18 protein-coding genes, 1 tRNA gene and 1 pseudogene are annotated in these 22,771 nt (G+C 62.6%); 13 read left to right on the forward strand and 7 right to left on the reverse strand.

Going from position 1 to position 22,771, the window contains the following annotated elements; genetic code table 11:
- A complete protein-coding gene (gene tauD / locus V6093_RS16785) occupies positions 1–834 on the forward strand; it encodes a taurine dioxygenase (protein WP_108078826.1) in 834 nt (277 codons plus the stop codon).
- Between the two features lie 63 nt (positions 835–897).
- Here tauD and betT read toward each other — a convergent pair whose 3' ends face one another.
- Both betT and epsC read right to left on the reverse strand, forming a co-directional pair.
- A complete protein-coding gene (gene betT / locus V6093_RS16790; protein WP_406669561.1) occupies positions 898–2,901 on the reverse strand; it encodes a choline transporter BetT in 2,004 nt (667 codons plus the stop codon).
- A gap of 268 nt (positions 2,902–3,169) precedes the next feature.
- The gene (gene epsC / locus V6093_RS16795; protein ID WP_003255846.1) at positions 3,170–4,102 is read right to left on the reverse strand and encodes a serine O-acetyltransferase EpsC; all 933 of its coding nucleotides are present in this window, start codon (positions 4,100–4,102) and stop codon (positions 3,170–3,172) included.
- A gap of 307 nt (positions 4,103–4,409) precedes the next feature.
- Between epsC and tcyJ the strand changes: the two genes are divergently transcribed.
- The 9 genes from tcyJ (at position 4,410) to V6093_RS16840 (ending at position 13,435) form a co-directional block, all read left to right on the forward strand.
- Positions 4,410–5,204, forward strand: coding sequence for a cystine ABC transporter substrate-binding protein (tcyJ, locus tag V6093_RS16800; RefSeq protein ID WP_003255847.1), 795 nt, complete (start codon positions 4,410–4,412; stop codon positions 5,202–5,204).
- Positions 5,201–5,869: a cystine ABC transporter permease gene (tcyL, locus tag V6093_RS16805; protein ID WP_003255849.1), complete on the forward strand. Its 669-nt coding sequence runs from the start codon at positions 5,201–5,203 to the stop codon at positions 5,867–5,869. Before tcyJ ends, tcyL begins: the two co-directional genes overlap by 4 nt.
- Before the next feature lie 2 nt (positions 5,870–5,871).
- The gene (tcyN, locus tag V6093_RS16810) at positions 5,872–6,630 is read left to right on the forward strand and encodes an L-cystine ABC transporter ATP-binding protein TcyN (protein ID WP_003255850.1); all 759 of its coding nucleotides are present in this window, start codon (positions 5,872–5,874) and stop codon (positions 6,628–6,630) included.
- Positions 6,631–6,947: 317 nt separating this feature from the next.
- Positions 6,948–8,189: an SfnB family sulfur acquisition oxidoreductase gene (locus tag V6093_RS16815; protein WP_406669562.1), complete on the forward strand. Its 1,242-nt coding sequence runs from the start codon at positions 6,948–6,950 to the stop codon at positions 8,187–8,189.
- Positions 8,190–8,330: 141 nt separating this feature from the next.
- Positions 8,331–9,512 carry an SfnB family sulfur acquisition oxidoreductase gene (locus tag V6093_RS16820; RefSeq protein WP_060538820.1) on the forward strand — a complete coding sequence of 394 codons (1,182 nt, stop codon included), beginning with the start codon at positions 8,331–8,333 and terminating at the stop codon, positions 9,510–9,512.
- Positions 9,512–10,897 (forward strand): LLM class flavin-dependent oxidoreductase, encoded by a 1,386-nt coding sequence (locus V6093_RS16825; protein ID WP_406669563.1) that lies wholly within the window; start codon positions 9,512–9,514, stop codon positions 10,895–10,897. The genes V6093_RS16820 and V6093_RS16825 overlap by 1 nt, the downstream gene beginning before the upstream one ends.
- Positions 10,890–11,690 carry a MetQ/NlpA family ABC transporter substrate-binding protein gene (locus tag V6093_RS16830; protein WP_047603227.1) on the forward strand — a complete coding sequence of 267 codons (801 nt, stop codon included), beginning with the start codon at positions 10,890–10,892 and terminating at the stop codon, positions 11,688–11,690. Before V6093_RS16825 ends, V6093_RS16830 begins: the two co-directional genes overlap by 8 nt.
- 1 nt (position 11,691) lies before the next feature.
- Positions 11,692–12,801, forward strand: coding sequence for a methionine ABC transporter ATP-binding protein (locus V6093_RS16835; protein ID WP_033726693.1), 1,110 nt, complete (start codon positions 11,692–11,694; stop codon positions 12,799–12,801).
- Positions 12,791–13,435 (forward strand): methionine ABC transporter permease, encoded by a 645-nt coding sequence (locus tag V6093_RS16840; RefSeq protein ID WP_014861478.1) that lies wholly within the window; start codon positions 12,791–12,793, stop codon positions 13,433–13,435. The genes V6093_RS16835 and V6093_RS16840 overlap by 11 nt, the downstream gene beginning before the upstream one ends.
- Positions 13,436–13,463: 28 nt before the next feature.
- Here V6093_RS16840 and dibA read toward each other — a convergent pair whose 3' ends face one another.
- Positions 13,464–15,359: a phosphodiesterase DibA gene (gene dibA / locus V6093_RS16845; RefSeq protein ID WP_033726065.1), complete on the reverse strand. Its 1,896-nt coding sequence runs from the start codon at positions 15,357–15,359 to the stop codon at positions 13,464–13,466.
- 146 nt (positions 15,360–15,505) lie between these two features.
- Between dibA and desA the strand changes: the two genes are divergently transcribed.
- Both desA and V6093_RS16855 read left to right on the forward strand, forming a co-directional pair.
- The gene (gene desA, locus V6093_RS16850) at positions 15,506–16,690 is read left to right on the forward strand and encodes a delta-9 fatty acid desaturase DesA (RefSeq protein ID WP_003255863.1); all 1,185 of its coding nucleotides are present in this window, start codon (positions 15,506–15,508) and stop codon (positions 16,688–16,690) included.
- A 99-nt stretch (positions 16,691–16,789) separates the two neighbouring features.
- On the forward strand, positions 16,790–17,818 hold the full coding sequence (locus V6093_RS16855) for a sensor domain-containing diguanylate cyclase (RefSeq protein ID WP_003255864.1): 1,029 nt from the start codon (positions 16,790–16,792) through the stop codon (positions 17,816–17,818).
- A 102-nt stretch (positions 17,819–17,920) separates the two neighbouring features.
- Here the strand turns inward: V6093_RS16855 and V6093_RS16860 are convergent, their stop codons facing one another.
- From V6093_RS16860 to V6093_RS16875, 4 genes and pseudogenes are all read right to left on the reverse strand, one after another.
- Positions 17,921–19,180 carry a response regulator gene (locus V6093_RS16860; RefSeq protein ID WP_003255865.1) on the reverse strand — a complete coding sequence of 420 codons (1,260 nt, stop codon included), beginning with the start codon at positions 19,178–19,180 and terminating at the stop codon, positions 17,921–17,923.
- A gap of 137 nt (positions 19,181–19,317) precedes the next feature.
- Positions 19,318–20,595 (reverse strand): 4-aminobutyrate--2-oxoglutarate transaminase, encoded by a 1,278-nt coding sequence (gabT, locus tag V6093_RS16865; RefSeq protein WP_003255866.1) that lies wholly within the window; start codon positions 20,593–20,595, stop codon positions 19,318–19,320.
- 182 nt (positions 20,596–20,777) lie between these two features.
- Complete coding sequence (gene gabD / locus V6093_RS16870; RefSeq protein WP_003255867.1) at positions 20,778–22,220, reverse strand: NADP-dependent succinate-semialdehyde dehydrogenase; 1,443 nt, start codon at positions 22,218–22,220, stop codon at positions 20,778–20,780.
- Between the two features lie 222 nt (positions 22,221–22,442).
- A pseudogene (locus V6093_RS16875) lies at positions 22,443–22,658 on the reverse strand (aryl-sulfate sulfotransferase); the annotation flags it as partial.
- A 30-nt stretch (positions 22,659–22,688) separates the two neighbouring features.
- Here V6093_RS16875 and V6093_RS16880 point away from each other — a divergent pair.
- Positions 22,689–22,765 (forward strand) — tRNA-Arg (locus V6093_RS16880).
- Positions 22,766–22,771 lie beyond the last annotated feature (6 nt).

Below are 22,771 nucleotides of genomic sequence, written 5' to 3' on the forward strand. Positions count from 1 at the left end.
ATGAGCCTGACCATCACTCCCCTAAGCCCAGCACTCGGCGCCCAGATCAGCGGCGTGGACATCAGCCGCGATATCAGCGCAGAAGAGCGCGATGCCATCGAACAGGCACTGCTCCAGCACCAGGTGCTGTTCCTCCGTGACCAGCCGATCAACCCGGAACAGCAGGCGCGCTTTGCCGCACGCTTCGGCGACCTGCACATCCACCCGATTTACCCCAACGTGCCGGACACCCCGCAGGTGCTGGTGCTCGACACGGCGGTTACCGATGTGCGCGACAACGCCGTGTGGCACACCGACGTGACCTTTTTGCCGACCCCGGCACTGGGCGCGGTACTCAGCGCCAAGCAATTGCCTGCTTACGGTGGCGATACCCTTTGGGCCAGCGGCATTGCGGCCTTCGAGGCTTTGTCGGCGCCGCTGCGTGCAATGCTGGACGGGCTGACCGCTACCCACGACTTCACCAAGTCGTTCCCGCTGGAGCGCTTTGGCACCACGCCGGAAGACCTGACGCGCTGGGAGGCCACCCGGCGCAACAACCCACCGCTGTCGCACCCGGTGGTGCGCACGCATCCGGTGAGCGGGCGCAAGGCGTTGTTCGTCAATGAAGGGTTCACTACACGCATCAATGAACTGAGCGAACTGGAAAGCGATGCGCTGCTGAGGCTGCTGTTCGCCCATGCGACGCGACCGGAGTTCAGCATTCGCTGGCGTTGGCAGGAGCATGACGTGGCGTTCTGGGACAACCGCGTGACCCAGCATTTTGCGGTGGATGATTACCGGCCGAACCGGCGGGTGATGCACCGGGCGACCATCCTTGGGGATGCACCCTACTAGCGGTTGCCTGTCCTGGGCTCTTCGCGGGCTTGCCTGCGAAGAGCCCAGGACAGGAGAGCTTGGTCAGCGCACCAGGTGCAGGTACTGCATGTGCCGCTCGTACTGGTCGAGGATGTCGTTGATGATCTGCTCCTTGCTGTAGCCCACCAGGTCATAGTTCTGGCTGCCTTCGCTCAGGTGCACCTCCGCCCGGTAATAGCGGCGGTTCTTCAACTCCTGCGTACCCAGCCCCCCCAAGGCGAACGATGGTGTGAAATAGCCACGCATCTGCACCTGGTAAATGAACGGCTGTTCCTCGCCATGGCCAATCTTCAGGCTGACGTTGTCATGGCTAGGGTCGTCCTGGGTAATCAGGACCAGGCCTTTCTGCTCGAACACTTCACGCACATCGGCAATCGCCGGGCGCACCACATCATCCATGAAACGGTACACCTCATCACGTGACGGGAAGTGCACCGCCTGGCTCAGGCGCTGGCGCCAGCCGCCACGGCCGCGACGCGACTGGGCGAACGGGGCCAGCGAGTGCATCTGCGCGATCTGCCGCTGCGACTCCAGGTAGAACGCCTTGTGCAGCCCCCACATCATGCACAGCAGAATGAGCGAGAACGGCAGCGACGTCAGCACCACTGCCGACTTCAGCGAATCGATGCTGCCAGCGAACAACAGCGCACTGGTGATCAGCGCAGTCATCGCCCCCCAAAAGATACGCAGCCAGTTCGGCCCATCCTCATCAGCGTCACCGCCCTTGGCCGACAAGGTCGACAGCACCACGGTGCCCGAGTCGGCCGAGGTGACGAAGAACACGAAGCTGATGAACACCGTGGTGGCGATGACTGTCTTGCTCCAGGGGTAGGTTTCCAGCAGCAGGTACAGGCTCATCGATGGGTTGTCCAGCGCCGACTGGCCCAGTGCGGTCATGCCGTGGTTGATCACCTGGTCCAGGGCGCTGTTGCCGAAGATCGACATCCACGCCAGGGTGAAGCCCAGCGGAATCAGCAGCACGCCAAAGACGAACTCACGGATGGTACGGCCACGGGAGATGCGGGCGATGAACAGGCCCACGAACGGCGCCCAGGCAATCCACCAGGCCCAGTAGAACACGGTCCAGCCGCCCAGCCAGCCGCGGTTTTCACCATAGGCATACACGTCGAAGCTCTTGCGCGGCAACGCACCCAGGTAGTCGCCCAGGTTCTGGATCAGCGTGTTGAACAGGTGCTGGGTAGGCCCGGCGAACAGCACGAACAGCAGCAGCGCACAGGCCAGGAACAGGTTGATGTCGCTCATCACCCGCACCCCCTTCTCCACCCCGGCCACGGCTACGGCCACAGCCGCGCCCATCATCAGGGTGATGAGGATCACCTGCACCCACTGGCTGTGGCTGATGCCGAACAGGTAGTCCAGACCGGCGTTCAGATGCAGCACCCCAAAGCCCATGTCGGCGCCCAGGCCGAACACCGTGGCGATGATGCCGAAGCCATCCACCGCATAACCGATCGGGCCGTTGATGCGCTTGCCAATCAGCGGGTACAGCGCCGAACGCAGGGCCAGCGGCAGGTTATGCCGGTAGGCGAAATAGGCCAATGCCATGCCGACGAAGGCGAACACCCCCCAGCCATGCAGGCCCCAGTGCAGGAACAGGATCTGCATCGCCTGGCGCCCGGCCTCGACCGTGCCGGCTTCGCCTTGGGGCGGTTGCAGCATGTGGGTCAGCGGTTCGGAGACACAGAAGAAGAACAGCGTGATGCTGATGCCGGCGGCGAACAGCATGCCGGCCCACGACAGGTAGCTGAACTCGGGTTCGTCGTGGTCGGCACCGAGTTTGATCTTGCCGTAGCCAGACAAGGCGGTGACCACCACGAAGACCAGGTACAGCGTCATCGCCAGCATGTAGTACCAGCCGACCGTGTTGGCCGCCCAGTTCTGCGCCGCCAGCAACCAGTCACCTGCGGCTTGCGGGTTGGAGATGACTACCAGGCCAAAGATGAGGATGAAACTCGCCGCAAAGTAGAACACCGGGGGGTTCATGCGGATTTTGCCGTTGGCAGCGGAAGGGTTCGGTGCACTCATAGGGCGTGCACCTCGTCGAATGACGTGAGGTTCGGAATGAACGGGTTCAGCAAAGGAATCCTCCTGTTGAACACCGGCAGCGGACCAGCGTTTTTCATTGAACAAGCGTTCAAGTTAAACATGGATCGGATTTCAATGCGAATTGGGGCGCCGATTGGTGTCGTCCTGTTCCGGCCTCTTGCGGGTAAACCCGCACCTACATCTGGTACGTCCGTCGTAGGCGCGGGCTTGCCCGCGAAGAGGCCAGCAACTCAATCGCAATGCGGGATCAGTTCTTGTCCTGGCAATCCAGTTGCAGGTTGGCCTGAGTAATGTTGCTTTCAGCCGGCACACTGCGCGTCAGCCACACATTACCGCCAATGGTCGAACCCTTACCGATGGTAATACGCCCCAGCACCGTGGCCCCGGCATAGATCACCACATCGTCCTCGACGATCGGGTGGCGTGGCAGGCCTTTATGCAGCGTACCCGACTCATCGCTGGGGAAACGCTTGGCGCCCAGGGTCACCGCCTGGTAGATGCGCACGCGCTCGCCGATGATCGCGGTTTCACCAATGACCACACCCGTACCATGATCGATGAAGAAGCTCGGGCCGATCTGCGCCCCCGGGTGAATGTCGATACCGGTGGCCGAATGCGCCAGCTCCGAACTGATCCGCGCCAGCAGCGGCAGCCCAGCCTTGTACAGGTGGTGTGCCAGCCGGTGATGGATGATCGCCAGGATGCCCGGGTAGCACAGCAGCACTTCATCGACGCTGCGCGCTGCCGGGTCGCCGTGGTAGGCGGCCAGCACATCGGTGTCGAGCAGAACGCGCAGTTCCGGTAGCGCAGCTGCAAAGCCCTGGATCAGGCTCAGCGCACGGGCGTCGACGCCCGCCAGCTCAGCCTTGCTTTGCCGTGCCGCGTAGCGAAGTTCAAGACGAGCCTGGGCCAGCAAGGCGGTCAGCGCGGCATCCAGGGTATGGCCGACGTAGAAGTCTTCACTTTCTTCGCGCAGGTCGACTGGCCCCAGGCGCATGGGGAACAGCGCCCCGCACAGTTGCTCCAGAATCTGTCGCATCGCTTCACGCGACGGCAGCTCGCGCCCGCCCTGCTCGCCAATACTGCGGCCATTACGGGTGCGCCATTGCTCACGGGCCCCGCGCAGGCCAGTGACAATGCTCTGCAACTGCCAATGCGCGGATGAAGGTTGTTCGCTCACGGTGTTCTCCTGCCGTATAGGCCATCTGATTTTGTTGCCAGGCCCGCGAAAAGGCCGAACCTGCCTGCTGCAATCCACTTTACGGCAAATCTGAGGCTTGGAAAAAACAACGCTTTATTCCATCCTGCACTAAGTCAGGCATAAGCCGCGATGACGGAGTGGGTATCGTCGCCTACCCTCAAAGCAGCCAGCACCTGACGCAAATCAAAAAAGGAATATTAAAGTTATTTTTTAGTATTTCCCGGCCTAATCAGCCAACCCTATAGTCGCCACCTCACTACCTAGACAACAAGCGCGGGGCTCTGACATGTCGAAATTCGCCAAACCGCTACTCAACGCCAGCCTGGCCCTCCTGCTGGGTGCCGGCCTGCTCAGCCAGGCTTTCGCCGGCGAGCAATTGAAGACCATTCAGGAAAAAGGCGTCATCAACGTCGGCCTCGAGGGCACCTACCCGCCATTCAGCTTCCAGGACGAAAACGGCAAACTGACCGGCTTCGAAGTGGAGCTGTCTGAGCTGCTGGCCAAGGAGCTGGGGGTCAAGGCCAAGATCCAGCCGACCAAGTGGGACGGCATCCTCGCCGCGCTGGAATCCAAACGCCTGGATGTAGTGGTCAATCAGGTGACCATTTCCGAGGAGCGCAAGAAAAAGTACGACTTCTCCGAGCCCTACACTGTCTCCGGCATCCAGGCACTGATCCTGAAGAAGAAAGCCGAGCAGCTGAACATCAAGGGCGCACAGGACCTTGCCGGCAAAAAGGTCGGCGTAGGCCTTGGCACCAACTACGAACAGTGGGTGAAAAAGGACGTGCCGCAAGCCGATGTGCGCACCTATGAAGACGACCCAAGCAAGTTCGCTGACCTGCGCAACGGCCGTATCGACGCCATCCTGATCGACCGCCTGGCGGCGCTGGAATACGCGCAAAAAGCCAAGGACACCCAACTTGCTGGCGATGCCTTCTCGCGCCTGGAAAGCGGCGTGGCCCTGCGCAAAGGTGAGCCGGAACTGTTGGCAGCCATCAACAAGGCCATCGACAAGCTAAAAGCTGACGGCACGCTGGCCAAGCTGTCCGAGAAGTACTTCGGTGCCGATGTCACCAAATGATCGCTGAAAGCCTGCAACTCGTTGTCGACTCCGCGCCCTTCCTGCTGAAGGGCGCGGGTTATACGGTGCTGCTCAGTGTCGGCGGCATGTTCTTCGGTCTGGTGCTGGGCTTTGCCCTGGCGCTGATGCGGCTGTCGAAGATTCTGCCGCTGAACTGGCTGGCGCGGGTCTACGTGTCGTTCTTCCGCGGCACGCCGCTGTTGGTGCAGCTGTTCGTGATCTATTTCGGCATGCCGCAAATCGGCATCGAGCTCGACCCAATCCCCGCTTCGCTGATCGGCCTGTCGCTGAACATGGCGGCCTACATCTGCGAGATCCTGCGCGCAGCCATCTCCTCGATCGACCGTGGCCAGTGGGAAGCAGCCGCCAGCATCGGCATGACCCGCGTGCAAGCCATGCGCCGGGCGATCCTGCCACAGGCCTTGCGCACCGCGCTGCCACCGCTGGGCAACAGCTTCATCTCGCTGGTAAAGGACACTGCCCTGGCGGCGACCATCCAGGTGCCCGAGCTGTTCCGCCAAGCCCAGCTGATTACTGCGCGCACGTTCGAAGTGTTCACCATGTACGTGGCGGTCGCGGTCATCTACTGGGTGCTGTGCAGCATCCTTGCGCACTTCCAGAACCGCATGGAAGCGCGGGTCAACCAGCATGACCAGGAGCATTGAGCATGATTGAAGTCAAAGGCCTGACCAAGCGGTTCAAGGGCCAGACCGTGCTCAACGGTATCGACCTGACCGTGCAGCCCGGTGAAGTGGTGGCCATCATCGGCCCCAGTGGCTCGGGCAAAACCACCTTCTTGCGCTGCCTTAACCTGCTGGAAACCCCCGATGCCGGGCAGATCCAGATCGGCGCCATCAGCATCGATGCCAACCGCCCTTTGGGCGGGCAGCAGGGTGCGATTCGCCGTTTGCGCCAGCAAGCCGGGTTCGTGTTCCAGAACTTCAACCTGTTCCCCCATCGCACTGCCCTGGAGAACGTGATCGAGGGGCCGGTGATCGTCAAGAAGACGCCTCGCGAACAGGCCATCGAGCTCGGCCGGCGCCTGCTGGCCAAAGTCGGCCTGGCGGGCAAGGAAGACGCCTACCCACGGCGCCTGTCCGGCGGCCAGCAGCAACGCGTGGCCATCGCCCGTGCCCTGGCCATGGAACCAGAGGTAATCCTGTTCGACGAACCGACCTCGGCGCTGGACCCGGAGCTGGTCGGTGAAGTGTTGGCGACCATCCGCGGCCTGGCCGAGGAAAAGCGCACCATGATCATCGTCACCCACGAGATGAGCTTTGCCCGGGACGTGGCGAACCGGGTGATCTTCTTCGACAAGGGCGTGATCGTGGAGCAGGGCGAAGCCAAGGCGCTGTTCGCGGCGCCGAAGGAAGAACGTACCCGGCAGTTCTTGCGCAAGTTCCTAGGGACCGCGGCCTCCGAGTAAACCTGTTCCGGCCCTTTCGCGGGTAAACCCGCTCCTACAGTGAATGCACAGATCTTGAGGCATGTGTAGGAGCGGGTTTACCCGCGAAGAGGCCAGCACGCCCTTAACAAATCCCCCCTTCTATAAATATTCCAAAAAGTTAGTTCATAAAATTTTTATAAATCATTAGGGTATATAAACCGGACCACCGGACCAGCACACATCTGTCGCGATCAGCTGTAGCGACATAACTATTTTGTGAGGTCAGGAATGGTCAGGATCACAATCACCCCAGTGCGTAACGCCAGGGCATTGAGTGCAGCCAAGGAGCGGCACTGATGCCCAGCCAAGCCAACACCCAATTCCATAGCGATCTGGACAGCTCGCCCCCGCTGCTGCCGGCCAAGGTACTGCGCAACGACGCCGAAGCCCTGCAAGCGGCCCGCGAACTGGCCAAGGTCGCCCGTGAGCAAGCTGCCCGGCGCGACCAGCAACGCAAACTGCCCTGGGCAGAAATCGAACTGTTTACCCGCAGCGGTCTTGGCAGCATCAGCATACCCAAGGCCTACGGTGGCCCCGACGTATCGTTCGCAACCGTCGCCGAAGTGTTCCGCCTGATCAGCGCCGCCGACCCCGCCCTGGGGCAGATCCCGCAGAACCAGTTCGGCATGCTGCAACTGCTGCGCCTGACGGCCAGCGAGGCGCAGCAAGCGCTGATCTTTCGCAGCGTGCTCGACGGCTGGCGCATCGGCAATGCCGGGCCTGAACGTGGCACCAGGGATACCCTCACCCTCAAGGCCCGAATCACGCGCGCCGGCGACAGCTACCGCATAAATGGCGAGAAGTTCTACTCCACCGGTGCCTTGTTCGCCCATTGGGTGGCGGTAAAAGCCCTCGACGACGAAGGCCGCCAGCGCCTGGCATTCGTGCGCCGGGGCAGCCCGGGGTTGCGCATTGTCGATGACTGGTCCGGGTTCGGCCAGCGCACCACCGCCAGCGGTACCGTGCTGCTGGACCAGGTGCCGGTGGACGCAGAACTGGTAATCGACAACTGGCGCCAGCGCGATATCCCCAACATTCAGGGCGCCGCTTCGCAGCTGATCCAGGCGGCGATCGACGCTGGCATCGCCGAAGCAGCTATCGATGATGCGATCACCTTCGTGCGCGAAAAGTCCCGGCCGTGGATTGAAGCCAACGTCGACCGTGCCAGTGACGACCCTTATGTAATTGCCGACATCGGCCGCCTGAAACTCGAGCTGCACGCCGCCGAAGCGCTGCTGCGCAAAGCCGCTCGGGTACTCGACGAGGTCAATGCTGCGCCTATCGACGCAGCCAGTGCGGCACGTGCCTCGATTGCGGTGGCCGAGGCCAAGGTGCTGACTACCGAAATTGCCCTGCAGGCCAGCGAAAAGCTGTTCGAGCTGGCCGGCAGCCGCGCCACCCTTGCCGAGTTCAACCTCGACCGCCACTGGCGAAACGCTCGGGTGCACACCCTGCACGACCCGGTGCGCTGGAAGTACCACGCGGTGGGCGCTTACCACCTTAACGGCACCCTGCCTGCACGGCATTCCTGGATCTGATTTGCTGCCTTTGGGGCTGCTGCGCAGCCCTTCGCGGGCTTGCCCGCTCCCACAGGATTGCCACCGCCTGAACGGGCATCACTTCACCTGTGGGAGCGGGTAAGCCCGCGAAGGGCCACAAAGCGGCCCCCGGAGAACTCCATGACAATCGCTATCATCACCAACGACGCCCAAGCCCTGGCCGTCGCCGAAGACATCGCCCAGCAACTGCGCCGCGACAGCGCCTTGCGCGACCGCGAGCGCCGCCTGCCGCTGGCAGAACTCGAGCTGTTCACCCGCTCCGGCCTGTGGGCCATCAGCGTGCCCAAAGCCTTCGGCGGTGCCGGCGTATCCAACGTCACCCTGGCCAAGGTCATCGCCCGTATCGCGCAGGCCGACGGTTCGCTCGGGCAGATTCCGCAGAATCATTTCTACGGTCTGGAAGTGCTGCGGGTAAACGGCAGCCCCGAACAGCAACAGCGCCTGTACACCGAGGTACTGGCCGGCCGCCGTTTCGGCAATGCCCTGGCCGAGCTGGGCACCAAGACCGCCCACGAGCGCACCACCCGCCTGAGCCGTGACGGCGACGGTTTCCGCATCAATGGGCGCAAGTTCTATTCCACAGGCGCCATCTATGCCCAACGCATTCCAACCTCGGTCGTGGACGAACAAGGCATACAACAGTTGGCCTTCGTCCCGGCCGACAGCCAGGGGCTGCAGGTGATCGACGACTGGAGCGGCTTCGGCCAGCGCACCACCGGCAGCGGTTCGGTGGTGTTCGATAACGTGTACGTCAGCGCAGCCGACGTGGTGCCGTTCCAAAGCGCCTTCGAGCGCCCTACCCCGGTCGGCCCGCTGGCGCAGATCCTCCATGCCGCCATCGACACCGGTATTGCCCGCGCCGCCTATGAAGACGCCCTGCACTTCGTGCGCACCCGCAGCCGTCCGTGGGTCGACTCCGGCCTGGACAAGGCCACGGATGACCCGCTGACGCTGAAAAGCTTCGGCCATCTGGCGATCCGCTTGCATGCGGCCGAAGCCCTGCTGGAGCGCGCAGGCGAATACCTCGACCGCGCCCGCGACGACAGCACTGCCGACAACGTGGCCGCCGCCTCCATTGCCGTGGCCGAAGCACGCGCCATCAGCACCGAAATTTCCCTCACCGCCGGTACCACCCTGTTCGAACTGGGCGGCAGCCAGGCAACATTGGCCGAACACAACCTCGACCGCCACTGGCGCAACGCTCGCGTGCACACCCTGCACGATCCGGTGCGCTGGAAGTACCACGCCATCGGCAACTACTACCTCAACGATGCCAACCCGCCACGCCGGGGGACCATCTGATGGCCAAGCAGATTCTGCTCAATGCCTTCAACATGAACTGCATCGGGCACATCAACCACGGTCTGTGGACCCACCCACGGGACACTTCAACCCAGTACAAGACCCTGGACTATTGGACCAACCTGGCACGCCTGCTGGAGCGCGGCCTGTTCGACGGGCTTTTCATTGCCGACATCGTCGGCACCTACGACATCTACGGCCAGTCACTGGACGTCACCCTCAAGGAGTCGATCCAGCTGCCTGTCAACGACCCGCTGCTGCTGGTCTCCGCCATGGCTGCGGTCACCCGCCACCTGGGTTTTGGCCTTACCGCCAACCTCACCTACGAGGCGCCGTACCTGTTCGCCCGGCGACTTTCCACACTCGACCACCTGAGCAATGGCCGGGTGGGCTGGAACATTGTCACCGGCTACCTCGACAGCGCTGCCCGGGCCATGGGCCTGGCGCAGCAACCGGCGCATGATCGCCGCTACGATCAGGCCGATGAATACCTGCAGGTGTTGTACAAGCTGCTGGAAGGCAGTTGGGCCGATGACGCAGTGGTCGCCGACCGCGAGCATCGCGTCTATGCCACGCCCGACAAGGTGCGCAAGGTTCAGCACCAGGGCGAGTTCTACAAGGTCGAAGGCTACCACCTGTGCGAGCCCTCACCCCAGCGCACCCCGGTGCTGTTCCAGGCTGGCAGCTCTGCGCGTGGCTTGGCCTTCGCCGGCAACCATGCCGAATGCGTGTTCATCAGTGGCCAAGACAAGGCAGCCACCCGTGCCCAGGTCGACAAGGTTCGCGCGGCCGCCCAGGTCGCCGGCCGCGACCCGCAGGCAGTCAAAGTGTTCATGGGCATCACGGTGATCGTCGCGGCCACCGAGCAACTGGCCCAGGCCAAACACGCCGAGTACCTGCGCCACGCCAGCGCCGAAGCGGGCGTCGCGCACTTCGCCGCGTCCACTGGCATCGACTTCGCCGCCTATGAACTGGACCAACCCATTGCCTTCAACCAGGGCAACGCCATCCAGTCAGCCACGCGCCAGTTGCAAGACAACGCCTGGACCCGCCGGCGCCTGTTGCAACAGCACGCCCTGGGCGGTCGCTACGTAACCCTGGTCGGCGCGCCGGAACAGGTGGCCGAGCAGTTGATCGCGTGGATCGATGAAACCGGCCTGGACGGTTTCAACCTGACCCGCACCGTCACCCCGGAGAGCTTCGAGGACTTCGTCGAGCTGGTCATCCCGCAACTTCAGCAGCGTGGCCGCTACAAGACTGCCTACACCGAAGGCACCCTGCGCGAAAAACTGTTCCAGGCCGACCACCCGCACTTACCCGCCGACCATCCTGGCTCGGCTTACCGCTTTACCCCTGCCCCGACTGGAGCCCTGCACCATGCTTGAGAAACTGTTCCGGCCCGTCGCGGCCATTGCCATCACCCTCGGCCTGTGCGCCGGTGCCCTTGCTGCCGAGCCGTTGAAGATCGGTACCACCTCGGCCTTTGCCATTCCGCTGGAAGCCGCGGTGGAAGAAGCCCACAAGCAAGGCCTGGAAGTGAAGCTGATCGAGTTCAGCGACTGGATTGCGCCCAATGTCAGCCTCAACAGCGGCGACATCGACGCGAACTACTTCCAGCACATCCCGTTCCTGGAAAACGCCAAGGCTGCTGCAGGCTTCAACCTCGTGCCTTACGCCCCGGGCATCATCAACAACGTTGGCCTGTACTCGAAAAAGTACAAAAGCTTTGCCGAACTGCCTGAAGGCGCCAGCGTGGCCATCGCCAACGACCCGATCAACAGCGGCCGTGGCCTGCTGCTGCTGGCCAAGGCCGGGTTGATCACCCTGAAGCCCGGCGTGGGCTACAAGGCCACCGAGGATGACATCGTCGCCAACCCTAAAAAGCTGAAGATCCTTCAGGTCGAGGCGGTGCAACTGGTACGTGCCTACGACGACGCCGACCTGGTGCAGGGTTACCCGGCCTACATCCGCCTGGCCAACACCTTCGATGCCACCTCGGCGTTGCTGTTCGACGGGCTGGAAAACAAGGAATACGTGATCCAGTTCGTCATTCGCCCGCAAAGCAAGGACGACCCACGCCTGGCCAAGTTCGTCGACATCTACCAGCATTCGCCAGCGGTGCGCGCTGCGTTGAACAACGCTCACGGCAAGCTCTACCAAGCCGGCTGGGAAGGCTGACATGAGCCAGGCCAGCGCGCTCAGGGCGCCTACACCCCAAGCACTGCCACCTATGGCCAGGGAACAGGCCCTGCGCCCCGAGGTCAATGAAGCCCACGTGCGCTTCATCGGCCTGGGCAAGACCTACCCGGGCCAGGCGCAACCGGCCTTGCAAGGCATTGACTTGAACATCCGCCATGGCGAGATCTTCGGCATCATCGGCCGCAGCGGCGCCGGTAAGTCATCACTGCTGCGCACCATCAACCGCCTGGAGCAACCCAGCCAGGGCCGCGTATTGATCGACCAGGTGGATATCGCGCCTTTCAATGAGGACCAGCTTGTGGCCCTGCGCCGGCGCATCGGCATGATCTTCCAGCACTTCAACCTGATGTCGGCCAAGACCGTGTGGCAGAACGTCGAGTTGCCGTTGAAAGTCGCCGGCGTGGCAAAAGCCGAACGCCAGCGCAAGGTGCGCGAGTTGCTGGAACTGGTCGGCCTGCAGGAAAAACATCACGTGTACCCGGCGCAACTGTCCGGCGGGCAGAAACAGCGCGTGGGCATTGCCCGGGCACTGGTGCACACCCCCGAGATCCTGCTGTGCGACGAGGCCACCTCGGCGCTGGACCCGGAAACCACCGCCTCGATCCTGGAGCTGCTGCGCGATATCAACCAGCGCCTGGGGCTGACCATCGTGCTGATCACCCACGAAATGGCGGTGATTCGCGACATCTGCCACCGGGTTGTGGTGCTGGAACGCGGCGCAGTGGTCGAGCAGGGCGAGGTCTGGCGGGTGTTTGGTTCACCTCGTCACGAGGTTACCCGCACCCTGCTCGCCCCTTTGCAGGCCAAGCTACCCGCCGCACTGCAAGCCAGCCTCCAGGCCCACCCGGCGAGCGGCAACAGCGCCGTAGTGCTGAAACTGACGGTGCTTGGCGAGCCAGAGCTGTCTGCCCTGTTCAACGACCTGGGCGGGCGTGTGCGTCTGCTGCAGGGCGGCGTGGAAACCATCGGCGAACATGCCTTGGGGCAACTCATCCTCTCGGTGCAACACTCGCCGCACGACACCCATCAATTGCTGGAACGTGCCCGCCGTTGGGCCGAGGACGTGGAGGTATTGGGCCATGTGGTTTGATCGCCTGCTGGAAGGCTTGCTTGATACGCTGCTGATGGTTGGGGTTTCGTCACTGATCGCCCTGCTGGTGGGTGTACCCATGGCGGTGCTGCTGGTCACCAGCGACAAGGGTGGGATCTTCGAGGCGCGGCCGCTGAACCGGGTGCTGGGCGCCTTCGTCAACCTGTTCCGCTCGATTCCGTTTCTGATCCTGATGGTTGCGCTGATTCCTTTCACCCGCCTGGTGGTGGGTACCACTTATGGTGTGTGGGCGGCAGTGGTGCCGCTGACCATTGCCGCCACACCGTTCTTTGCGCGGATTGCCGAGGTCAGCCTGCGTGAGGTCGACCATGGTCTGGTGGAAGCCGCACAGGCCATGGGCTGCCGGCGCTGGCACATCGTCTGGCATGTACTGTTGCCCGAGGCGCTGCCGGGGATCGTCGGGGGCTTCACCATTACCTTGGTGACCTTGATCAACTCGTCGGCGATGGCCGGGGCGATTGGTGCCGGCGGGCTGGGGGATATCGCCTATCGGTATGGCTACCAGCGTTTCGACAGCCAGATCATGCTGACCGTGATCGCCATGCTGGTAGCGTTAGTGGCGTTGATCCAGCTGGGCGGGGACCGCCTGGCGAAGGGTTTGAACAAGCGTTGAAATCTGAGGGCTGCTTTGCAGCCCGGTCTCAATCCCAGCGAAGATCCGCAGCCGGCACTGGCCGCCCGAACCAGTACCCTTGCCCCAACTGGCACTCCTCCTGCAACAGGAAGCTGGCCTGTTCCGCCTGCTCGATGCCCTCGGCATGCACCTGCATACCCATGCTACGGGCCAAGGCGATGATCACCCGCACAATGGCGATGTCGTCTTCATCCACTGGCAACCCAGCCACAAACCCTTGGTCGATTTTCAGCTTCTGCACCGGCAAACGCTTGAGCCGCAGCAGTGACGAATACCCCGTGCCAAAGTCGTCGATGGCCAGGGTCACCCCCAGTTCGCGCAAGCGGTGCAGTTGCTCCAGCGCCACCTCAGGGTCTTCCATCACCGCGCTTTCGGTCACTTCCAGCTCCAGCAAGGCCGGGGCCAGGCCGGTGTCGTGCAGCACTTCGGCTACCTGCCGATACAGCTCATGCTGGCCAAACAGGCGACTGGAGATGTTCACCCCAACAAATGCCAGCTGCCGGCCTTCAGCCTGCCACTGCACCATTTGCCGACAGGCCTGTTGCAGCACCCAGGTATCGATCTCGGCAATCAGGCCGGTGCGTTCGGCAATCGGGATGAACTCACTCGGCGGTACCAGGCCGCGCCCGGGGTGCTGCCAGCGCACCAACGCCTCGACCCCGACCTGCCGGCCCGTCGCCAAGTCGTGTACCGGCTGAAAGTACACCCGCAGTTCATCCTGCTCCAGGGCCCGACGCAATTCGGCGGCGGTCTCGACCCGATGCTGGGCGTGGGCGGTCAGCTCTTCGGTGTACAGCGCATAACAGGCCCGACCGTTGCTTTTGGCCTTGTACAACGCCGAGTCGGCATTGCGCAGCAACTGCTCGGCACTCAAGGCATCGCTGGGGAACAGGCTGATTCCGACGCTGGCGCTGATGAACAGACGATTACCCTCGAACTGAAACGGCTCACGCATGCGCTCGATGATGCACTGCGCCAGCTTGCCCGCCTGGCCAACCTGCTGGCAGTTTTCGGCCAGCACGCCGAACTCGTCGCCGCCCAGACGCGCCAGGGTCATGCCGTTACCCAACACCTCTCCCAGACGCTCGCCTACCAGCTTCAGCAACTGGTCGCCAATGGTATGGCCCAGGCCGTCGTTTATGCTCTGGAAATGATCCAGGTCCAGCAGCAACAGGGCGCAACCGCGCTTGTTGGCCTGCGCCGCCGCCAATGCCTGCTCCACCCGGTCGGTAAACAGCAGGCGGTTGGGCAGGCCGGTCAGCGGGTCGTGGTGGGCGAGGTAGGCAAGCTCTTGTTCCGAATGCTTGATGGCGCTGATATCACTGAACACCGCCACGTAATGGCTGAGCTCACCTTCGTCATCACGAATGGCGCAAATGGTCTGCCACTGCGGGTAGATTTCCCCGCTTTTGCGCCGGTTCCAGATTTCACCGCTCCACTCGCCCTTCTCGGCCAGGGTGGCAAAAATTTCCTGGTAGAAGGCCAGGCCATGGCGGCCCGACTTGAACTTGCTCGGGCGATGGCCGATGACCTCATCCTGCTGGTAGCCGGTGATGCGCATGAAGGCACGATTGACGTGCACGATCAGGCCTTGGCGGTCGGTCACCAGCACACCCTCGAGGGTACTGTCGAACACCGCGGCAGCCATGCGCAGCCGTTCACGGTCTTCGCAACGCAAACGCGCGCCATGGCCGATGAAATTGAGCAGGCGCACGCGCGACACGTAGATCAGCACGGCACTGAGCAGCACCCAGACCACCACGTTGATCTGCCGCCCCACAGTCAATGCCAAGGGGTCGTCAGTCATGCTGTGCAGCATCACCTCTGCCAGCGCAAGCCAGAGGATCGAGAGCACCACATACAGCGCAGCCATGCGCAAGGCGTCGCGAACGGAAACAGACATGTCGGGTGGGAAAGGCCATCAAAAAGGAGCGGGCATTATAAAGGCTGAAACATGTCGTGACCTCCTATCTCAACGGTTGACTGGTTTTATTTCCCCGCCAAGGGATAATCAGACCTTCCCCCTGCATTTCGAGGGTATTTGCACCTATGTGGTATAACGGCCTGCTCGACCTGTCGGCATGGCAACTGGTCGGCATCACTCTGTTGATGACCCACGTGACCATTGTCAGCGTCACGGTCTACCTGCATCGCTACTCCGCGCACCGGGCCCTGGAGCTCAACGGCGCGCTCAAGCACTTCTTCCGCTTCTGGCTGTGGCTGACCACGGCGCAGAACACCCGTGAGTGGACCGCCGTCCACCGCAAGCACCACGCCAAGTGCGAAACCCCCGACGACCCGCACAGCCCGGTGTACAAGGGCCTGGGCACGGTGCTGCGCAAAGGTGCCGAGCTGTACCGTGAAGAGGCACGCAACCCCGAAACCCTGCGCATCTATGGCAAGAACTGCCCGGATGACTGGATTGAGCGCAACCTGTACTCGCGTTACAAACTGGGCGGCATCGCACTGATGGCGGTGATCGATCTGCTGCTGTTCGGCACCCTGGGCATCACCATCTGGGCGGTGCAGATGATGTGGATTCCGTTCTGGGCCGCCGGTGTGGTCAACGGCCTGGGCCATGCCCTGGGCTATCGCAACTTCGAATGCCGCGACGCCGCCACCAACCTGGTGCCCTGGGGCATCATCATCGGCGGTGAAGAACTGCACAATAACCACCACACCTACCCCAACTCGGCCAAGCTCTCGGTCAAACGCTGGGAGTTCGACATGGGCTGGGCGTGGATCCGCTTGTTCTGCCTGCTGCGTCTGGCCAAGGTGCAGCGCGTGGCGCCCATCGCCCACCGGGTGGCCGGCAAGGCCAGCCTGGACATGGACACTGCCATGGCCATCCTCAACAACCGCTTCCAGATCATGGCCCAGTACCGCAAGCTGGTGATCGGCCCGCTGGTGAAACAGGAACTGGCCCGTGTCGACGCCTCGGTGCGTCACCGCTTCCGCCGTGCCAAACGGCTGCTCTCGCGCGAAACCAGCCTGCTGGAAGACCGCCACCACGTGCGCATCGAGTCCATGCTCGCGCACAGCCAGGCACTGAAAACCATCTACGAAAAACGCCTGGCCCTGCAGCAGATCTGGGCGCGCACCAGTGCCAACGGCCACGACATGCTGGCTGCCATGAAAGACTGGGTACACGAGGCCGAAACCAGCGGCATCCAGGCACTGCGCGACTTCGCAGCACAACTCAAGACTTACTCGCTGCGCCCGACCGGCGCCTGACCGCCGTTGATCGGCACGCCCCGCAACGGGGCGTGCCGTTCGGAACTTCGCCCCCGCCTCTCCACTCGAATCCGGAATATCGCCTGCGTGGCGGGCCGGATGTTGGCCGCACGCTTTCACGTTGAGACCTGCTCCGTGCACATGGCCAAGAACATTCCAACGATTTTCCCCGGCACCCCTCCTCCCGAAGCTGCCCAGACTTTACTGGCGTTGCTCCACGCCCAAGGTGAGGTTGCCCGCCTGAGTGAGCGTGATCAGCTGTTCAGCTCGTTGCTCGACAGCGTCAACGCAGTGCTTTGGGCCTTCGACTGGGAAACCCGTCAGGTGCTGTACGTGAGCCCAGCCTACGAGCGCATCTTCGGCCGCCCGGTCAGCCTGGTGCTGGCTGACTACAACGAATGGCGTGACAGCATCTACCCCGACGACCTCGAGTTCGCCGAACGTAGCCTGGCCCAGGTACTGCTCAAGGGGGCGGTGGAAGACCGCGAGTACCGCATCCTCAATGCCGATGGGCAACTGCGCTGGCTGAGCGACAAGTGCTACATCAACCAGCAGCACGATGGCGACCGGGTAATCATTGTCGGTATCGCCGAAGACATCACCGAGAAGAAGCAGCTTGAAGGCGAACTGCAGCGCCTGGCCACCACCGACGTGCTGACCCAGAGCAGTAACCGCAGGCACTTTTTCGAATGTGCTCAGCAAGCCTTCGACAGTGCACGCGAGGACGGTACACCGCTGGCTTTCCTGCTGTTGGATATCGACGACTTCAAACGCATCAATGACAGCTATGGCCACCAGGAAGGCGACCAGGTGCTGCAACACATCGCCGACAGCGGCAAGGCCGTGCTACGCCGGGGCGACCTGTTCGGACGCATTGGCGGCGAAGAATTTGCGGCGGTGTTTCCGGGCTGCAACGCCCAGGTCGCGGAGCAGATTGCCGAGCGCTTGCAACGGCAGATTCAGCACTTGAGCTTCAGCCATGGCCAGCAGACGTACGGGGTGACGGTGAGCCAGGGGCTGACCGAGCTGACCGATGAGGATGTGGCGCTGGACAGCCTGTATGCGCGGGCCGATGCGGCAATGTACCAGGCCAAGCGGCAGGGCAAGAACCAGATAGTCCGCGGCTGATCAGGCGGCAAGGGCACCGGCTTTGGCCGGTATTCGCGGGCCCGGCGCCACACCTGTGGCAGCGGGCAAGCCCGCGAAGGGCCGCAATGCGGCCCCCGAATCTCAGCTGGAAACCTCGGCCCCAGCCACCGGCGGTTCTTCCTGCGGTTTTACTTCCGGGTTCTCCTCTTTGCGCAACCGCCTCAGCTCCGGCAGGCCAAGCTTGAGCAGGCGCGCCGTCTTGCCGCTGGCCACCTTCTCCAGCCCCTGCCCAGCCGGCAGCCGCGACAACTGCCCAGCCAGGTTCATGGCCAGGATCTCCCGCGAGTAAACGCCACCGCCCAACTGGTAGATCGCAGCGATCAACTCGCGCAGTGCCAGCGGCAAACGCCAGCGGGTACGCAGCGCCGAGCCGAACGCCGCACCAAACTCTTCCAGCGATTGCTGCACATTGCGCTCGTCCAGGTCTCCCCCGGCCAACCGCCACTCTTGCAGGCAGCGCAACACCGCCAGGTCGCCCAGGCAATGCAGCAAGCCCGCGCAATAACAACGGCCCTCGTCCAGTTCGAGCATGCGCGCCAAGGTGCGGCCATATTCGGCAGTGTGCAGTGACAGGTCCCAGTAACGGGCGGCGTGCTCTGCCAACAGTGGGTCGCTGAGACGTGCGCTGCGCTTGAGGGTCATGCCCAGGATCAGGTTCATGCTTTGGGTACTGCCAAGCTTGTTCAGGGCCTGCAGCAACGTCTGCACCGGGGCTTCACGGTGCAATGCCGCACTATTGGCGGCAGCGATCAGCACCGCCGTCACCTGCGGGTCGTTACGCACCTCCTCTTCGAGCACCCTGAGGTTCAGGCCCTGAGGGTTTAGCGCTCGATTGATCGCTACCTGCACATCGGCCAGCAGCGGCCCGCCATCGGCGGTAGCGCGGCGCTGCTCAAGGTAGGCTGGCAGGCTGGCTCCCGCCTGCAACGCCGGTACCGGGCAGGCAATCTCCTCGCCAACGGCCAGCAGCAACTCTTGCAGGCGCTTGCGCAGGTTATCCAGGTTCAGTGGCTTGCTCAGGTAAGCCGTGGGGTGCAGGGGCAGCGCTTCGCGCACACTGGCGCTGTCATTGCGGTTACTCATGAGAATGAACGGCACCCCTGGCCCTTTGGCGCGCACCTTGCGCAGCAGGTCGAGGCCGTCGACACCGGCCAGCTCGCGGGCAGCGATGATCAGGTCCGGCTTGCTGGACAAGGCACTGAGCGCCTGCGCGCCGTCAGCGCATACCTGCAGGCGGGCGTCACAGCGCACGCTGAGCAGCATCTCGCTGAGCATGTCCCGTACCCAAGGATCGCCTTCGACAATCAGTACGCTTGGTGGGGTGGGGGCTGCAGCGCTCATCACCAACTACTCCTGAATACCCTGACACACAGTCCGTCGCAGCTTCCAAAGCCAATCCTCCGATAACCATAGCGCCACATGGCTTATCTGGGCATAAAAAAACCCGCCGAGGCGGGTTTTTTCTGAAGCGCGTCACATCAGGCGATTTCAGCGAAGCACTCTTCGATGATGGCCAGGCCTTTGTCCAGCAGCGCGTCTTCGGCGGTCAGCGGAACCAGGATACGCAGGACGTTGCCGTAGGTGCCGCAAGACAGCAGGATCAGACCCTTTTCACGAGCCTTGGCGACAACCTGGCCAACAGCAGCAGCGTTCGGGGTGTGAGTGCCTTTCTCGAAGACTTCGACGGCAATCATCGAGCCCAGACCACGGACGTCGCCGATGATCGGGTACTTCTTCTGGATTTCGCGCAGGCCGGCGGTCAGGCGCTCACCCACAGCCTTGCTGCGGTCCAGCAGTTTTTCTTCTTCGAACACTTCGATCACGGCCAGGGCTGCGGCGCAAGCGATCGGCGAACCCGCGTAGGTACCGCCCAGGCCGCCAGGCGCGATGGCGTCCATGTATTCGGCCTTGCCGCACACACCGGCCAGCGGGAAGCCGCCAGCGATGGATTTGGCGAAGGTGGTCAGGTCAGGCGCAACGCCCATCTGTTCCATGGCGAAGAAGGTGCCGGTACGGCCGGCGCCAGTTTGTACTTCGTCGGCGATCAGCAGGATGCCGTGCTGGTCGCACAGGGCGCGCAGGCGTTTCATCAGCTCTTTCGGCGCTGGCAGGAAGCCGCCTTCGCCTTGTACTGGCTCGAGGATGATCGCGGCGATGTCGCGCGGCTCGGCGTCGTTCTTGAAGATGCGCTCGACCGAGGCGATGGCGTCGTCAACGCTGATACCGTGCAGTTCGCTCGGGAACAGGGCGCGGAAGATGCCGCCTGGCATCAGGCCCATGCCAGCGGAGTACGGCACGACCTTGCCGGTCAGGCCCAGGGTCATCATGGTACGGCCGTGATAACCGCCGGTGAAGGCGATGACGCCAGCGCGGCCAGTGGCAGCACGGGCGATCTTGACGGCGTTTTCAACGGCTTCGGAGCCGGTGGTGACCAGCAGGGTCTTCTTGTCGAAGTCGCCTGGTACCAGCTTGTTGATCTTTTCGCACAGTTCTACGTAGGGCTCGTAAGCCAGCACCTGGAAGCAGGTGTGGCTGACCTTGGTCAGCTGCTCTTGCACGGCTGCAACCACTTTCGGGTGCAGGTGGCCGGTGTTCAGTACTGCGATGCCGCCGGCGAAGTCGATCAGTTCGCGGCCTTCAACGTCGATCACGGTCGAGTTCTTCGCGGTGTCGACGAAGATCGGGTGGATCTGGCCGACGCCACGTGGGACGGCAGCTACACGACGTTGCATCAAGGATTCGTTGGTTTTGCTCATAATGCCCTCATTGCGCCGACAGGAATGGCGCTTTTATTCGGGGGCGGCTGGGAGTGCTCGCGAACAGTATTCGTTGATCGACTGTCGTGAACGCCCTGGCCACCAGGTACTGCAATGTAAAAAAGGCCAGCGAGACGTCGCTCTCGCGCCCCGCTGGCAGAGGTAAAGCCTTTACCGTGCTATCAAACGCTGATGCACAGGTATTTGATTTCGAGGTAGTCCTCGATACCGTACTTGGAACCTTCGCGGCCCAGGCCCGAAGCCTTGATACCACCGAACGGCGCCACTTCGTTGGAGATCAGGCCGGTGTTGATACCCACCATGCCGTACTCCAGGGCTTCGGCGACACGGAACACACGGCTCATGTCACGGGCGTAGAAGTACGAGGCCAAGCCGAACTCGGTGTCGTTGGACATGGCGATGACTTCGGCTTCGTCTTTGAAGCGGAACAGCGGCGCCAGTGGGCCGAACGTCTCTTCCTTGGCGACAGCAGCGGTCTTCGGTACGTCAACCAGGATGGTCGGCTCGAAGAAGTTGCCTTCGATCAGCTTGCCACCGGACAGCACTTTGGCGCCTTTGCTGACAGCGTCCTCGATGTGCTCCTGGACCTTGGCGACAGCCTTGCCGTCGATCAGCGGGCCAGTGGTGGTGCCTTCTTCCAGGCCGTTACCGATCTTCAGCTTGGCAACTGCAGCGGCCAGCTTCTGGGCGAACGCGTCGTAGACGCCGTCCTGCACGTAGATACGGTTGGCGCAGACGCAGGTCTGGCCGTTGTTACGGTACTTGGAGATGATCGCGCCCTCGACCGCCTTGTCCAGGTCGGCGTCGTCGAACACGATGAACGGGGCGTTGCCACCCAGCTCCAGGGAAACCTTCTTGATGTCCTTGGCGCATTCTTCCATCAGCTGGCGACCGATTTCGGTCGAGCCGGTGAAGGACAGCTTGCGTACCAGGGAGTTGCCGGTCAGTTCGCCGCCAACTTCGCCGGCGCTGCCGGTCACCACACTCAGCACGCCAGCCGGGATGCCGGCACGGTGGGCCAGCTCGACCAGGGCCAGAGCGGAGTATGGGGTTTGCGAAGCCGGCTTGAGGACCATGGTGCAGCCAGCGGCCAGGGCCGGGCCGGCTTTACGGGTGATCATGGCGGCCGGGAAGTTCCACGGGGTGATGGCCGCGGTAACGCCGATTGGCTGCTTGATGACAATCAGGCGCTTGTCTGGCTGGTGGCCTGGGATGGTGTCACCGTAGATGCGCTTGGCTTCTTCGGCGAACCACTCGATGAACGAGGCCGCGTAGGCGATTTCGCCCTTGGCTTCGGCCAGCGGCTTGCCCTGTTCGGTGGTCATCAAGCGAGCCAGGTCGTCCTGGTTCTCGATCATCAGTTCGAACCAGCGACGCAGCTTGGCCGAGCGCTCTTTCGCAGTCAGGGCACGCCAGGCCGGCAGGGCCTTGTCGGCGGCTTCGATGGCACGGCGAGTTTCCGCGGTGCCCATCTTCGGCACGGTACCGATGACTTCGCCGGTGGCCGGGTTGGTCACCTTGATGGTCTGGCCGTTGTCCGCATCCAGCCACTCACCATTGATATAGGCTTGCTGGCGGAACAACTGAGCGTCTTTGAGCTGCATGTCGGCTTCCCGAATTGTTGATTGTTGAAAAGCGCCCAAGGCAGGGCATCGAGCGTTTGAAATCTCAAACGAATGCTAAGCGGCTGCTGGGGTGTTGGACAATAGGCTGTTCGAAAAAAAGAACGAATGGTTGAACAGCCCATCTGAAATCGCCCGCAGAATGGCCGCTAAAGGGTAGACGATGCGGCGGCCGGACTCGGGGCGACGCCAAAAATCGTTTCACTGCTTGTCACGGCCAATGTTCGACACACCCTGATGGTGGGCTGAAACGATGATGCTGTCGCCATCGGCAGCGTAGTCGACGGCATTGACGCGGGTCCAGTTACGGCCGGTTCCACCCTGGCCGACAGTTTGATCGGTATTGTCGTGTATCCGGCCCCGGGGATCTGCACAGCCAACACGGTAAAAACAGCTACAGATCAAGGCGATGGACGTCAACGATACAGATGGGTATCATGCGTGCGCGTTGCACTCGTAGCTCAGCTGGATAGAGTACTGCCCTCCGAAGGCAGGGGTCGTGGGTTCGAATCCCGCCGAGTGCGCCATATCAA

It is taken from the genome of Pseudomonas putida group bacterium ESBL64 (assembly GCF_045277175.1).
Taxonomy (GTDB): domain Bacteria; phylum Pseudomonadota; class Gammaproteobacteria; order Pseudomonadales; family Pseudomonadaceae; genus Aquipseudomonas; species Aquipseudomonas alloputida.